A 13,067-nucleotide genomic window follows, 5' to 3' on the forward strand; every position below is an offset into this window, starting at 1 on the left:
CGCGGGGAGCGCCACTCGATCGCGCGGGGCGCCGCTCGATCGCGGGGAGCGCCGCTCGATCGCGGGAGGCGCCGCTCGAGGCGGCGGGTCAGGCGATCGGCTTCACCTCGAGGCTCGCGGCCGAGTCGCCGGGGCGCACGAAGGCGAAGCGGGTGGCGCCGGATGCGGCGAGCTGTTCGAGCATGCCGGTCACGTTCTTCGTGCGGCGCTGCATGCGCACGGTCTCGCCCGCGGCGACGAGGTCGCGCTTGATCGCGAGCGCGTCGGCCGGCGGCGTCGCCTTGTCGACGAGGAGCGCGAGCGCATCGCGCGCGCCGCCCGCGGGCAGCTCGACGAGGTCGACGAGCCGCTCGAAGCCGAGCGAGATGCCGACCGCAGGCATGTCCTGGCCGAGGAAGCGGCCGATCATGCCGTCGTAGCGGCCGCCGCCGCCGATCGAGAACGGCAGCTCGGGGTGCGCGATCTCGAAGATCGGGCCGGTGTAGTAGCCCATGCCGCGCACGAGCGTCGGGTCGAACTCGAGGCGGATGCCGACGCGGGCGTCGAGCAGGGAGCGCACGTCGTCGAGCACGGCCGGGTCGAAGCCGTCCGGCAGCGCCGCGCCGTCGCGGATCGCGTCGAGCGTCGTGAGCAGCCGGGCGCCGTCGATGCCGCGGCTGCCCAGCTCCTCGGCCACGCCCTCGCGGCCGATCTTGTCGAGCTTGTCGACCGTGATGAGCGCGCCCTCGCGCTCGGCCCCGGGCACGCCGGCGTGCTCCAGCGCCGCGGCGAGGATGCGGCGGTCGTTGATGCGCACGAACGCGTCCGGGATGCCGAGCCGGGTCAGCGCATCCCCCGTCGCGGCGAGCAGCTCGAGCTCGGCCGCGATGCCCGGCTCGCCGGCGATGTCGATGTCGCACTGCATGAACTGGCGGAAGCGCCCGCGCTGCGGCCGCTCGGCGCGCCACACCGGCGCGATCTGGATCGCGCGGAACACCGGCGGCAGCGCCGCCCGGTGCGTGGCGATGAAGCGCGCGAGCGGCACCGTCAGGTCGAAGCGCAGCCCGAGGTCGGCCAGGTCGAGCGGCGCCGCGGCCGAGCGGAGGTCGTCGACGGCGAGGCCCCGGCGCATGACCGCGAACGCGAGCTTCTCGTTGTCGCCGCCCAGGCCCGCGTGCAGGCGCTCGGCGTCCTCGACGACGGGCGTCTCGATCTCCTCGAACCCGTGGTCCTCGTAGGCGTCCCGGATGACGCGGAGCACGCGCTCGCGGCGGCGCTTCTCGACGGGCAGGAAGTCGCGCATGCCGCGCGGCGGGTGCACCTGGGTTGCCATGGCGACCATTCTCCCGCACGGTGTGCGCGGCCCGCGCCGCCCGCGCATCCGCCGATGCCATCATGGGCTGGTGCGACGTCGCTGGCCCCTCCACGACCGCGCCGTGCCCGTCGTGGCGTGGCGGGTCGGCATCCTCCTCCTCGCCGTCTCGGCCGAGATCTGGAACATCAAGAACATGCTCGAGTCGGGCGAGCGCGCGAGCGAGCACTTCGCGTACTTCACGGTGCAGTCGAACCTGCTGGTGATCGCCCTCATGGCGTGGATGCTGGTCGTGCCGCAGTGGCGCAGGCCCCGCTGGTTCGACCACGTGCGCGGCGCGATCACCGCGTACATCGTGCTCACGGGGCTCGTCTACGCGGTGCTGCTCGCGAAGCCCGACGAGGTGTGGGCGTGGACGATCGAGTACACCAACGCCGCGCAGCACCGCTTCATCCCCTGGATGGTCGGGCTCGACTGGCTGCTCGTGCCCGCCGCGGGGCGCATCCGGCTCTCGCGGGCCGCGTGGTGGATGGGCTATCCGGTGGCCTACCTCGCCGCGTCGTGGCTGCGAGGCGCGCTCGTCGACGGCTGGTTCCCCTACCCGTTCCTCGACCCGGGCGAGCACGGCGGATGGGCGGGGCTGGTGTGGCCGACGGGGCAGGTGCTCATCGCGTTCGTCGTGGGCATCTTCATCGTCGCCGGCCTCGGGCGCCTCCGCTACCGCGAGTCGGGCGTGCAGGCCGCCAGCCGTGCCTCGATCGCGTCGAGCACGAGCTCGAGGCCGTACGCGAACTCGTCGCCGTAGTCGTAGTCGCTGCCGACGACGAGCTCGGCGACAAGCTCGGCCAGGCGCGGGAAGCGGTCGGCCGGCAGCGCCAGCTCGTCGACCATCGCCTCGGCGCCGCCGGGCTCGAACGGCAGGTGCTGCTCGGTGAGCGCGAAGCCGTAGACGTAGGCGTCGAGCACCGAGAAGGCGTGGGCCGCGAGCCGCAGCGGCACGCCGTCGGCCCGCAGGCACTCGAGCACCGCCTCGTGCCCCTGCATGAGCGCCTCGCCGGGGGCGCGGCGCGACTCGACGAAGCCGAGCCCCCAGGCGTGCGCCCCCATGACGGCGCGCGCGGAGTGCGCGCGACGGCGCAGGCCCTCGCGCCACGCGTCGCCGGGCCGCGGCGGCTCGATCTGGGCCATGAGCCAGCCGGCGAGCTCGTCGAGCAGCGCCTCCTTGCTCGCGACGTGGTGGTAGAGCGACATGGCCTCCACGCCGAGCTCCCGGCCGACGCTGCGCATGCTGACGCCGGCGAGCCCGTCGCGGTCGGCGACGGCGACCGCCGCGGCGACGACGCGCTCGCGGCTGAGCGGCTCGCGGCTGCGCCGCGGTGCTCCGCTCCCCTGGCTCATGCGCCACCTCCTCGACGGGACCCTTGCGGGCTTACAACTGTAAGGCTACGCTGGCGCCAGATCGGCTTACACCTGTAAGGAGCATCGGATGCGCGCAGTGGTCATCGACCGGTACGGCCCACCCGAGGTCGCGAGGGTCGCCGATGTCGCGGCCCCCGTGGCGGGCCCGGGCGAGGCGCTCGTGCGCGTCGCGGCGGCGACCGTGAGCTCGGGCGACGCCCGGATCCGCGGCGCGCGCTTCCCGCGCGGCTTCGCGGTTCCCGCTCGCCTCGCGCTCGGCCTGCGCGGGCCGCGCCGGCGCATCCTCGGCTTCGCCCTCGCGGGCACGGTCGAGGCGGTCGGCGAGGGCGTCGAGGGGCTCGCGCCGGGCGACGCCGTGGTGTGCGCGAGCGGGCACGGCGGCCACGCCGAACTGATCGCGCTGCGCGCCGACCGGCTCGTGCGGGTCCCCGAGGGCGTCGCGCTCGACGACTCGGCAGCCGTGGTCTTCGGCGGCACGACGGCGATGCACTTCCTGCTGGACGTCGCGAAGCTGCGCGAGGGGCAGTCGGTGCTCGTCGTCGGCGCCGCGGGCGCGGTCGGAACGAGTGCGGTGCAGGTGGCGCGGCTCGCGGGCGCGCACGTGACCGCGGTCGTGAGCGCGCAGAACGCCGAGCTCGTGCGTCGGCTCGGCGCGGAGGAGGTGGTCGATCGCGCGACGACCGACGTCACCGCGCTCGGCCGGCGCTTCGACGTGGTGCTCGACGCGGTCGGCGCGCTCTCCCCCGCGAGCGGCCGGCGGCTCCTCGCCGACGGCGGCACGCTCATCCTCGTCGCCGCCACGCTCTGGCAGACCATGACGGCGCGCGGCGCGGTCAAAGCTGGGATCGCCCGCGCGCGGCGCGAGCACATCGAGCGGCTGCTCGCGCTGCTCGCGACCGGCGAGCTCGACCCGGTCGTGCAGTCGCTGCCGATGGCCGAGATCGCCCGCGCGCACGCGATCGTCGACTCCGGCCACAAGGTCGGGAACGTGGTGGTGCGGCCCTAGGGCCAGCCGCGGCGGTGCCCGCGGCCACCGCTCCCCGCCGATTGGTCACGAAGTGTTGCTCTCCCGGGGCGCAGCCGACCGATCGTGACCAATCGACCGGGGGGGGGCTCAGGCGCGGCCGGCCTCCTCGGCGCGGAGGCTCGCCTCGAGCTCGCGGGTGGCGGCGCGGAGCGCCCGCTCGGCGTCGAGCCCGCGGGCAGCCGCGCCGCGCACGAGCGCGAGCAGCTCGGCCCCGAGCGCCTCCTCGGTGGCCGGGCCCGTCGCATCCGACGTCGTCAGGCCCGCGCGCTCGGCGCGGCGCAGCATCTTCTCGGCGCGCGCGAGCGCGGGCAGGCCCGCCGGGATGCCGTCGAGCGCGCTGCCGCGCTCGGGCTTCTCGGCTCGCTTCAGCGCATCCCAGTTCGCCACCACGTCGTCGACGCCCGTGACGGCGACGTCGGCGAAGACGTGCGGATGCCGCCGGCGCAGCTTCTCGGCGAGCCCGCGCGCGACGTCGTCGAGGTCGAAGCGGCCCTCGGCGCGGGCGATGTCGGCGTGGAAGACGACCTGCAGCAGCACGTCGCCGAGCTCCTCGCGCAGGTGGGCGTCGTCGGCGTCGCCCGCCTCGATCGCCTCGGCGAGCTCATGCGCCTCCTCGATGAGGAAGGGCACGAGCGACGCGTGCGTCTGCTCGGCGTCCCACGGGCAGCCTCCGGGCGCCCGCAGCTGCGCCATGACGGCGACGAGGTCGTCGAGGGCGCTCACGCCGTTCGCTCCCCCGCCGGCTCCCCGGCAGGCCGCTCGGCCTGGTCGTCGGCCGGCCTGGGCGGCGGGAAGATCGCCTTCAGCAGCGCATCCACCCACGCGATGAGCTCGGCATCGGGCAGCGGCTCCGCCTGCGTGCCGGCGAGCCGGCCGCCGCCGGCCGTTGGGATCGGCACGACGAGCGTCTTCGCGGTCTCGTTGACCTTCGCGCCCGGGTACATGCGCCGCAGCCGCAGCTGCACCGAGTCGGCGAGCTCGGCGGGGCCGATGCGCAGGTTCGGCCCGACCGTGATGACCTCCGAGAGCTTCGCGCGCTGCGCCTTGCGCCGCAGCCGCGCCATGGCGACGAGCGCCGTCACCTGCGCGGGCGGCGGGCCGTAGCGGTCGCGCAGCTCCTCGAGCACGTGGTCGATCGACTCGTCGTCGCGCGCCGACGCCGCGGACGAGAGCTTCTGGTAGGCCTCGAGGCGCAGGCGCTCCGAGTCGACGTAGTCCTCGGGGATCACCGCGTCGACCGGCAGCTCGAGCCGCAGCTCGCGCGGCCCCTCGTCCTCCTCGCCGCGGAAGACCGCGACCGCCTCGCCCACCATGCGCAGGTACAGGTCGAAGCCGACGCCGGCGATGTGGCCCGACTGCTCGCCGCCGAGCAGGTTGCCGGCGCCGCGGATCTCGAGGTCCTTGAGCGCCACCTGCATGCCCGCGCCGAGCTCGTTGTGCACGGCGATCGTCTCGAGCCGGTCGTGCGCGGTCTCGGACAGCGGCGTCTCGGCGTCGTAGAGGAAGTACGCGTAGGCGCGCTCGCGGCCGCGGCCGACGCGCCCGCGCAGCTGGTGCAGCTGGCTGAGCCCGTAGCGCTCGGCGCGATCGACGATGAGCGTGTTGGCGTTGGGGATGTCGAGGCCGGTCTCGACGATGGTGGTGGAGACGAGCACGTCGTACTGCTTCTCCCAGAAGTCGACGATCACCCGCTCGAGCGCCGTCTCCGGCATCTTGCCGTGCGCGACGCCGATGCGCGCCTCGGGCACGAGCTCGGCGAGCTGCGCCGCGACCTTGTTGATCGACGAGACCCGGTTGTGCACGAAGAACACCTGGCCCTCGCGCAGCAGCTCGCGGCGGATCGCCGCAGCCACCTGCTGCTCGTTGTACGCGCCGACGAAGGTGAGCACCGGATGCCGCGCCTCGGGCGGCGTCGCGAGCGTCGACATCTCGCGGATGCCCGTGACCGCCATCTCGAGCGTGCGAGGGATGGGCGTCGCCGACATCGCGAGCACGTCGACGTTGGTCTTCAGCGCCTTGAGCTGCTCCTTGTGCTCGACGCCGAAGCGCTGCTCCTCGTCGATGATGACGAGCCCGAGCTCCTTGAAGCGGATGCGGTCGGAGAGGATGCGGTGGGTGCCGATCACGACGTCGACGGTGCCGTCGGCGAGGCCCGCGATCGTCTCGCGCACCTCCTTGTCGGTCTGGAAGCGGCTGAGGGCGCGCACGTGCACCGGGAATCCGGCGAAGCGCGACGCGAACGTCTCGAAGTGCTGCCGCACGAGCAGCGTCGTCGGCACGAGCACCGCGACCTGCGCGCCGTCCTGCACCGCCTTGAACGCGGCGCGCACGGCGACCTCGGTCTTGCCGTAGCCGACGTCGCCCGAGAGCAGCCGGTCCATCGGCACCGAGCGCTCCATGTCGCGCTTCACCTCGTCGATGGTCGTCAGCTGGTCGGGCGTCTCGGCATACGGGAACGCGTCCTCGAGCTCGCGCTGCCACGGGCTGTCGGGACCGAACGCGCGGCCCTTCGACGCCATCCGCGCCGAGTAGAGCTGCACGAGCTCGACCGCGATCTCGCGCACGGCCTTCCTGGCCTTCGCCTTCGACTGCTGCCAGTCGCTGCCGCCCATCTTCGACAGCTGGGGCGACTCGCCGCCGACGTAGCGGCTCAGCTGGTCGAGCTGGTCGGTGGGCACCGACAGCCGGTCGCCGGGGTGGCCGCGCTTCGAGGGTGCGTACTCGATGACGAGGTACTCGCGGGTCGTCTTCACGGGGCTGCGCCCGCCGGTGGAGACGGTGCGCTGCGTGAGCTCGACGAAGCGGCCGACGCCGTGCGTGTCGTGCACGACGTAGTCGCCGGGCTTCAGCTGGAGCGGGTCGACGACCGAGCGGCGCCGCGTGGCGAGCCGCCGCGACTGGCGCTGGTCGACGCCGACGGCGCGGCCGAAGAACTCCGCCTCGCTGACGAGCTCGAGCCGCTCCTCGGGCAGCGAGAAGCCGTGCTCGACCGACGCCTGCGTGACGTGCACGACGCCCGGCTCGAGCTCGGCGGGCAGCGCCTCCACCTCGCGGGCGGCGAGGCCGTGCTCGCCGAGCACCTGCGCGGCGCGCTCGACCATGCCGTGCCCGGCGGCGGTGACGACGATGCGCCAGCCCTCGCGGGCGCGCTCGCGCAGGTGCTCGACCGCGCCGTCGGCCTGCCCCGCGAAGCTCGGCACGGCGTCCGCCTCGAGGGCGGTGACGTCGTCGCCGCCGCGCAGCACCGAGAACGTCCACCAGGGCGCGCGCACCGACTCGCGCAGCTCGTCGAGGTCGAGGAACCCGCCCGCGAGGTCGACGGGCGCCTCGCCGCCGGCGGTCGCGGCGCTCCACGCGGCCTCGAGGAACTCGTGGTTCGTCTCGTTGAGGCTCGCGACGCGGTCGCGGATGCGCTCGGGCCCGAGCACGAGCACGCCCGCGTCGGGCAGGTAGTGCGTGATGGGGACGAGCCGCGGCAGCAGGGCCGGCGCGAGCGACTCCATGCCCTCCACGGGCATCCCCTCGGCGATCTTCTCGAGCATCTGCTGGATGCCCGGGAACTCGGGGGCGAGCTGGCGGGCCCGCTGCCGCACCGGCTCGGTCAGCAGCAGCTCGCGAGTGGGCGGCAGCACGATGCGCTCGATCGGCTCGGCGTCGGAGCGCTGGTCGGCGACGTGGAACCAGCGCATCTGCTCGACCTCGTCGCCGAAGAGCTCGATGCGCACCGGGTGGTCGTCGGCGGGCGCGAAGACGTCGACGATGCCGCCGCGCACCGCGAACTCGCCACGGCGGGTGACCATGTCGACCCGCGCGTAGGCGAGGTCGACCAGGTGCCGCGAGAGCGCCGCGAGGTCGATGCCGCGCGCACCCGCGACGAGCTCGATCGGCTGCACCGACAGCAGGTTGTCGGCGACGGGCTGCAGCGCGGCGCGCACCGAGGCGATCACGATCGTCGGGCGGGAGCCGTCGCGCTCGGCGACGGCGCGGAGCGTGGCGCCGCGCCTGCCGACCGTCTCGGCGGACGGGCTCAGCCGCTCGTGCGGCAGCGTCTCCCACGCGGGCAGGTCGAGCAGCTCGGCCTCGGGCAGCCACGCGGCGAGGTCGTCGCGCACCGCCTCCGCCTCGCGGCGGGTCGCGGTGATGACGAGCAGCGGCCGCTCGTGCGCGTTCGCGATCGACGCCGCGACGGGCGCGCGCATCGCCTCGATGCCGGTGAGCGCGCCCCCGCGGCTCGCCTCGACGACCGGGGCGAGCGCGCCGCGCTCGAGCAGCTCGAGCAGCGGCCGGAGGCTCACGAGGTCATGACGACCGCGCCGGAGGCGTCGGTCACCTCGAGCCGCCATCCCTGGTCGTTCGCCTCGTAGTCGGGCAGCACGAGCGCGAACACGGAGGGGGCGTCGTCGGCCTCACGCTCGCCGGCAGTGAGCGGGAGGCTCTCGCCGTACCAGCTGAGGGTCGCGGCGGTGCCCTCGGGCGGCCCGATGACGAGCAGCATCGCCGGTTCGAGCGGGTCGTCCCAGCACATGAGCGGCCCGGAGCCGAGGCACGAGTGGATCATGCGGCCCTCGGGCGTCTCGAGGATGAGGTCGGTGAGCCCCGACTCGGAGCTGCGGTCGGACCAGAGCTCGGATCCGTCGTCGAGCGTGGCGGCGAGCTCGTAGCCGTTCGGGCCCTGCGCCTCGGCGGGCGCCTCGGGGTCGCCGCTCGCGCAGCCGACGAGCACGAGGCTCGCCGCGATGAGGGCTGCGGCTCGCAGGGCGGTTCGGCGCACGGGCGCACTCCTTCCGATTCGGCTCCCCATGCTACGGGGCGTGGATGCGCTGCTGCGCCTCCAGGAAGCCCTCGGCGATGATCCGCTCGACGGCGTCGGCGCCGAGCTGCACGAGCAGGTCGGCCTCGTCCTGCTCGGCCTTCGCGAAGGGCCGGAGCACGAAGTCGGCGGCGTCCTGCCTGCCGGGCGGACGGCCGATCCCCAGCCGCACCCGCAGCACGTCGCCGCCGCGCGCGGCGATGATGTCGCGCATGCCGTTGTGGCCGCCGTGGCCGCCGCCCTGCTTGAGGCGCACGGTGCCGAGCGGCAGGTCGAGCTCGTCGTGCAGGACGATGACGTGGTCGGGCTCGACGCCGTACCAGTCCATGAGCTTCGCGACCGGGCCGCCGGAGCGGTTCATCCAGCTGGTGGGGAACGCGGTGACGACCTTCGGGCCGCCGATGATGCGCGACTCGGCGACGAGCGCCTCGGCGCGGCCGTGGCGCTTCGGCGTCGCGCCGGCGCGCCGCTCGACCTCGGCGAGGGCCATCTGGCCGATGTTGTGGCGCGTGCGCGCGTAGTCGGGCCCGGGATTCCCGAGCCCGACCACGAGCCACGTCTGCGCCACGGAGCGCTCCTCGCGGACTACTCCGCCGACTCGCCCTCGGCCGACTCCTCGGACTCGCCCTCAGCCTCGGCCTCGGCCGTCTCGCCCTCGGCGGGCGCGGCGTCCTCGTCCTCGAGCACGGGGGCCGCGGGCACGATGATGCCGACGACGAGCGCCTCGGGGTCGGTGAGCAGCGTAGCGCCCTTGGGGAGCTCGACCTGGCCGGCGAGCACGTGCGCGCCCTCCTCGAGGCCCTCGATGGAGACCGTGATGGAGTCGGGGATGTGCAGGGCCTCGACCTCGATGGAGATGGAGGTCGACTCGAAGTTGGTGATGGTGCCGGGGGCCGACTCGCCCTCGAGGTGCACGGGCACGTCGACCGTGACCTTCTCGCCGCGCTGGACGATGACGAGGTCGAGGTGCTCGATCGCCTGCACGCCCTGGAGGACGGGGTTGCGCTGGATGTCCTTCACGAGCGCGAGCTGCGACGAGCCCTCGATCTGCAGGTCGAGCACCGCGTTCGAGCGGCGCACGAGCATGAAGACGTCGTGCGCGTCGAAGGTGAGGTGCTGCGGCTCGGTGCCGTGGCCGTAGAGGACCGCGGGGACCTTGCCGGCGGCGCGCAGCTTGCGGGCCGCGCCCTTGCCGAAGGACGAGCGGATCTCGCTGGAGAGCTTGTTGTCGTCGGTGCTCATGGAAGTGCTCCTCGTGGGCCGGGGCCCGTCAGTGTGTGTCGACTCGAACGCGCGAGGCGTGAGGACTGCGCCTGTTGGAGACTGTGTCCGCTGCTGCCACCGCGTCGATCACGGATGCCGATGCACCCCTCGCCGAAGTTCAGCCTCAGACTCTACAGCACCGGGGGCCCCTCGCGAGGCCCCCGGTGCTGCACAGCGCGATCCGCGGTCAGCCGAACAGGCCGCCGACCAGGAAGATCGCGTAGCTGATCACGAAGCCGACGATGGCCATGAGGCCCTGCGCGACCGTCCAGGTCTTCAGCGTCGTCTTCACGTCGAGGCCGAAGAACTTGCTGACGAGCCAGAAGCCCGAGTCGTTCACGTGACTGAAGCCGACCGAGCCTGCCGCGGTCGCGAGCACGATCGCCGCGACCTCGACGGGGTTGAAGCCGCCGTTCACGACCACGCCCGCCATGAGCGACGCGGCGGTCGTGAGGGCGACGGTCGCCGAGCCCTGCGCGATGCGCACGATGAGCGAGATGAGGAACGCGGCGACGATGACGGGCATGCCGATCGAGTTGAGCGAGTCGGCGATCGCGTCGCCGATGCCGGTGACGCGCAGCACGCCGCCGAACATGCCGCCGGCGCCGGTGACGAGCACGACGGAGGCGATCGGCCCGAGGGCGCTGTCTGCGACCTTGTCGATGAGGCTGCCGGACTTGCCCATGCCCCAGCCGAGGAGCCACATCGAGACGAGCACCGTGATGAGCAGCGCGATGGGCGTCTCGCCGAGCGTGCGCAGCAGCGCGACGACCGGCTCGGCCTTGAAGGCGTCAGGGTCGTCGGTGGTCGAGGCGTACATGTTGAGGCCGGTGTTCATGAGGATGAGCACGAGCGGCAGCGCGAGCAGCAGCATGATCTTGCCGAACGACGGGTTCGACTCCATCTCGCGGTCCTCGTCGGGGGTGCCGTCGAGGATCGTGGGCACCGCGATGTCGTACTTGCGGCCGACCCAGCCGCCGAAGAGCACGCCGACGAGGTACCAGACGGGGATCGCGACGACGAGGCCGAGGATGAGCACGAGGCCGACGTCGGCGCCGAGGATGGCGGATGCCGAGACGGGGCCCGGGTGCGGCGGCACGAAGATGTGCATGGAGCTGAAGGCGAGCGCCGCGGGGAACGCGACGGTCAGCAGCGATCCGCCGAGGCGGCGCGCCACGGCGTAGATGATCGGCATCATGACGACGAGGCCGGCGTCGAAGAAGATCGGGAAGCCCATCAGCAGGCTCGCGACGCCGACGGCCATCGCGGCCCGCTGCTCGCCGAAGCGCGCGATGAGCTTGTCGGTGAGCACGCGCGCGCCGCCGGAGGTCTCGATCATGCGGCCGAGCATCGCGCCGAGCGCGACGAGCAGCATGACGTTGCCGAGCGTCGGGTTGAAGCCGAAGGCGATGGCCTCGAGCAGGCGGTTGAAGGGGATGCCGGCGGCGATCGCCGTCAGCAGGCTCGTGATCATCAGCGCGACGAACGCGTGGATCCGGAAGGCCATGATGAGCACGAGCAGCAGGGCGATGCCCGCGGCTGCGAGCAGCAGCAGGCCTCCCGTGCCGAGCTCCCAGTTGAGGACGAGGTCATCCATCGGTGTCTCCTGTGTGTGGGGTGGTGCGGTGGGGACGCAGTGGGGTCCGACTGCGGCGGTGGGACAGGTGCGGGCGGGTCAGGCGCGCAGGAGGTCGATCGCGCCGGTGAGCGCGGCGCCGGGGCCCGGCGCGACGGGACGGCCGGCCGCGCGGCCGATGAGGATGCGCGTCACCTCGTCGACGATCGCCGCCGGGGTCTGCTCGACCGAGATGACGATGCCGCGCTCCCAGTCGGCGAGCGGCTCGAGGGTCTCGAGCTGGCTCGTGAGCAGGGTCGTCGGCATGAACTCGTGGTCGCGGTGCGCGAGGCGGTCGGCGAGGAGGCCCTGCTCCCCCGACAGGTGCACGAAGACGAGCTCCTGGTCGCTCGAGCGCAGCAGCTCGCGGTACCAGCGCTTGAGCGCCGAGCACGCGACGATCGTCACCCGGCCGGCGGCGCGACCGTCGGCGATCGTCTGGCCGATCGTCTTCAGCCACGGCACGCGGTCCTCGTCGGTGAGCGGCGTGCCCGCGGCCATCTTGGCCTTGTTGGCCGGCGGGTGCAGGTCGTCGCCGTCGACGAAGTCGATGTTCAGCCGCTCCGCGAGCGCCTGCCCGATCGTCGACTTCCCCGAACCCTGCACGCCCATGATGATCATCGACGGGTAGCGCGTCTCGCTCATCGCCCTGCTCCTTCGTCAGTCTCGGCCGCGAACGTCAGCAGCACCTTCGAGGATACGGATGCGTCGCGAGCGAGCTCGAGCGCCACGGCGCCCTGCTCGATCCGCAGCTCGTGGCTGATGGCCGCCTCCGCGTCGAGCGAGCCGTCGGCGAGCGCGGCGAGCACCTCGTCGATCTCGTCGTTGAACCGGAACGAGCCGACGAGCGTCAGCTCGCGGGTGATGGCGCTCGCCATCGGCACCGGCACGTCACCGGCGCGCTGGAGGCCCAGCAGCACGACGGTGCCGCCGCGGCGCGCGCCGCTGATCGCGGCGGCGAGCCCGGGACGGTGCCCGACGACTCGATGACCACGTCGGCGTGCACGGCCGCGATGCCCTCGGCATCCGCCGCGTCGAGGGCGCGGGCGCCGAGCCGCTCGGCCAGCGCGCGCGGATGCGGGTGGAGGTCGGTCGCGACGACCTCGGCCGCGCCGTGGTGGCGCGCGACGGCGACCGCGAGCGCGCCGATCGGGCCGGTGCCGATCACGAGCACGCGACGGCCGGCGATGTCGCCCGCCTGGCCGACGCCGTGCCAGGCGACGGCGGCGGGCTCGGCGAGCGCCGCGAGGCGCAGCGGCAGCCCGGCCGGGATCGAGCGCAGCATGCGGGCGGGCAGCGCGACGCGCCGCGCGAACGCGCCGTGCGTGTGCGGCATGCGCGCCGCGGAGCCGAGGTAGGTGCCGGCGGGGCTGAGGTTCGGCCGGTCGGCCGGGTACGGCGCCGAGCCGTCGTCGACGGGCGTCGCGGGGTGCACGGCGACGGGCTGCCCCGCCGCGGGACCGGTGCCGTCGGCGGCGGGGGCGAGCACCGTGCCGACGATCTCGTGCCCGAGCACCATCGGCTCGCGGAGGATCGAGGCGCCCGCGGCGCCGTGCAGCCAGTAGTGCAGGTCCGAGCCGCAGATGCCGCCGTAGGCGATCTCGACGACCGCCTCGTCCGGCGCCGGCTTCGGCTCGGGCAT

General features: G+C 73.7%; 11 protein-coding genes and 1 pseudogene. 2 read left to right on the plus strand and 10 right to left on the minus strand.

What is annotated here, in order from left to right:
- Nucleotides 1-88: 88 nt before the first annotated feature.
- Complete coding sequence (locus tag MU522_RS01480; RefSeq protein ID WP_246991962.1) at nt 89-1,312, minus strand: ATP phosphoribosyltransferase regulatory subunit; 1,224 nt, start codon at nt 1,310-1,312, stop codon at nt 89-91.
- Nucleotides 1,313-1,382: 70 nt separating this feature from the next.
- On the opposite strand from MU522_RS01480, the gene MU522_RS01485 reads away from it, so the two are divergent.
- Complete coding sequence (locus tag MU522_RS01485; protein WP_128189908.1) at nt 1,383-2,096, plus strand: Pr6Pr family membrane protein; 714 nt, start codon at nt 1,383-1,385, stop codon at nt 2,094-2,096.
- Here the strand turns inward: MU522_RS01485 and MU522_RS01490 are convergent.
- Nucleotides 2,009-2,689 carry a TetR/AcrR family transcriptional regulator gene (locus MU522_RS01490; protein WP_246991964.1) on the minus strand — a complete coding sequence of 227 codons (681 nt, stop codon included), beginning with the start codon at nt 2,687-2,689 and terminating at the stop codon, nt 2,009-2,011. The two genes, MU522_RS01485 and MU522_RS01490, sit on opposite strands and share 88 nt — an antisense overlap.
- Before the next feature lie 88 nt (nt 2,690-2,777).
- Between MU522_RS01490 and MU522_RS01495 the strand changes: the two genes are divergently transcribed.
- Entirely contained in the window at nt 2,778-3,716 is a 939-nt protein-coding gene (locus MU522_RS01495) for an NAD(P)-dependent alcohol dehydrogenase (protein ID WP_246991966.1), read from the plus strand.
- A 108-nt stretch (nt 3,717-3,824) separates the two neighbouring features.
- Here the strand turns inward: MU522_RS01495 and MU522_RS01500 are convergent, their stop codons facing one another.
- From MU522_RS01500 to MU522_RS01535, 8 genes and pseudogenes are all read right to left on the minus strand, one after another.
- Nucleotides 3,825-4,460 (minus strand): MazG family protein, encoded by a 636-nt coding sequence (locus tag MU522_RS01500; protein ID WP_246991968.1) that lies wholly within the window; start codon nt 4,458-4,460, stop codon nt 3,825-3,827.
- A complete protein-coding gene (mfd, locus tag MU522_RS01505; RefSeq protein WP_246993387.1) occupies nt 4,457-7,936 on the minus strand; it encodes a transcription-repair coupling factor in 3,480 nt (1,159 codons plus the stop codon). The genes MU522_RS01500 and mfd overlap by 4 nt, the downstream gene beginning before the upstream one ends.
- A gap of 92 nt (nt 7,937-8,028) precedes the next feature.
- On the minus strand, nt 8,029-8,508 hold the full coding sequence (locus MU522_RS01510; RefSeq protein WP_246991970.1) for a hypothetical protein: 480 nt from the start codon (nt 8,506-8,508) through the stop codon (nt 8,029-8,031).
- Nucleotides 8,509-8,539: 31 nt separating this feature from the next.
- The gene (gene pth / locus MU522_RS01515) at nt 8,540-9,115 is read right to left on the minus strand and encodes an aminoacyl-tRNA hydrolase (protein WP_146357999.1); all 576 of its coding nucleotides are present in this window, start codon (nt 9,113-9,115) and stop codon (nt 8,540-8,542) included.
- 17 nt (nt 9,116-9,132) lie between these two features.
- A complete protein-coding gene (locus tag MU522_RS01520) occupies nt 9,133-9,789 on the minus strand; it encodes a 50S ribosomal protein L25/general stress protein Ctc (RefSeq protein WP_246991972.1) in 657 nt (218 codons plus the stop codon).
- Between the two features lie 208 nt (nt 9,790-9,997).
- Nucleotides 9,998-11,407 (minus strand): GntP family permease, encoded by a 1,410-nt coding sequence (locus MU522_RS01525; protein ID WP_246991974.1) that lies wholly within the window; start codon nt 11,405-11,407, stop codon nt 9,998-10,000.
- A gap of 78 nt (nt 11,408-11,485) precedes the next feature.
- Complete coding sequence (locus MU522_RS01530; protein ID WP_246991976.1) at nt 11,486-12,070, minus strand: gluconokinase; 585 nt, start codon at nt 12,068-12,070, stop codon at nt 11,486-11,488.
- Nucleotides 12,067-13,067 (minus strand): annotated as a pseudogene (locus MU522_RS01535) (zinc-binding dehydrogenase). Before MU522_RS01535 ends, MU522_RS01530 begins: the two are co-directional and overlap by 4 nt.

The organism is Agrococcus sp. SCSIO52902 (genome assembly GCF_022983135.1).
Classification (GTDB): Bacteria; Actinomycetota; Actinomycetes; order Actinomycetales; family Microbacteriaceae; genus Agrococcus; species Agrococcus sediminis.

What these genes read in the sequence shown, in the direction of transcription:
- MU522_RS01490 (WP_246991964.1), bottom strand. Translation starts at nt 2,689, where the DNA reads ATGAGCCAGGGGAGCGGAGCACCGCGGCGCAGCCGCGAGCCGCTCAGC.
- MU522_RS01530 (WP_246991976.1), bottom strand. Translation starts at nt 12,070, where the DNA reads ATGAGCGAGACGCGCTACCCGTCGATGATCATCATGGGCGTGCAGGGT.
- MU522_RS01520 (WP_246991972.1), bottom strand. Translation starts at nt 9,789, where the DNA reads ATGAGCACCGACGACAACAAGCTCTCCAGCGAGATCCGCTCGTCCTTC.
- mfd (WP_246993387.1), bottom strand. Translation starts at nt 7,936, where the DNA reads ATGCGCGCGCCCGTCGCGGCGTCGATCGCGAACGCGCACGAGCGGCCG.
- MU522_RS01480 (WP_246991962.1), bottom strand. Translation starts at nt 1,312, where the DNA reads ATGGCAACCCAGGTGCACCCGCCGCGCGGCATGCGCGACTTCCTGCCC.
- MU522_RS01495 (WP_246991966.1), top strand. Translation starts at nt 2,778, where the DNA reads ATGCGCGCAGTGGTCATCGACCGGTACGGCCCACCCGAGGTCGCGAGG.
- MU522_RS01525 (WP_246991974.1), bottom strand. Translation starts at nt 11,407, where the DNA reads ATGGATGACCTCGTCCTCAACTGGGAGCTCGGCACGGGAGGCCTGCTG.